The organism is Blastomonas sp. UPD001, from assembly GCF_003426715.1.
Classification (GTDB): Bacteria; Pseudomonadota; Alphaproteobacteria; order Sphingomonadales; family Sphingomonadaceae; genus Blastomonas.
The window spans coordinates 1-507 of sequence record NZ_QKVT01000045.1 but is presented as its reverse complement, the minus strand read 5'-3'; the positions used below and the strand labels follow the sequence as shown (position 1 = coordinate 507).

Here is a 507-nt window from a genome sequence, read left to right as displayed (position 1 = left end):
ATTCGGATGACCCCGTTAATCAACCATTGGTCCGGGCGGTGCCGATGCGTGCCCATTGCCAGCGCCATGCCTTGTCGCGGGTATTCCTCCCCGAACTTCTGCAGCATCCATGCCACAGCTTCGCGTTCTGTGGCCATTTCGCGACGTCGGGCAAAGAATGTCGCTTCCGTCTCCCAGTCCTGGCACGTTCCAGTGTGGTCGCCGTCATCGTCTCGGTAGCGGTAGACGAAATCGAAAGGGCATGGATCTCTAGGGATAATCCGCCCAATAGCCTCAAATAGTCCTGCTTGTGCCGCGATCGACTCGTATGTGGCGCGGTGCTTGGCCAGATCCTCCGGGCTTCTGCGGACGGCCCGAAAATCAATGATCTCGGGCTTCAGAAGTGCCAAGCTGCGGTTTTCAGCACGTTCTTTCTTGAGGCTGCTGACCGCTATGCGATTCAGTAATGGATCACGTTGGGCGACAGCCAATTGCCCAACTATCTCAATGGACTTAGCATCCACTCGC

1 protein-coding gene is annotated in these 507 nt (G+C 56.8%); it reads right to left on the bottom strand.

Going from position 1 to position 507, the window contains the following annotated elements; translation table 11 throughout:
• Positions 1 to 470: DUF8757 domain-containing protein (locus tag DM995_RS18205; protein ID WP_232824538.1), on the bottom strand; the 470-nt coding region annotated here is incomplete at its 3' end.
• Between the last annotated feature and the right edge of the window lie 37 nt (positions 471 to 507).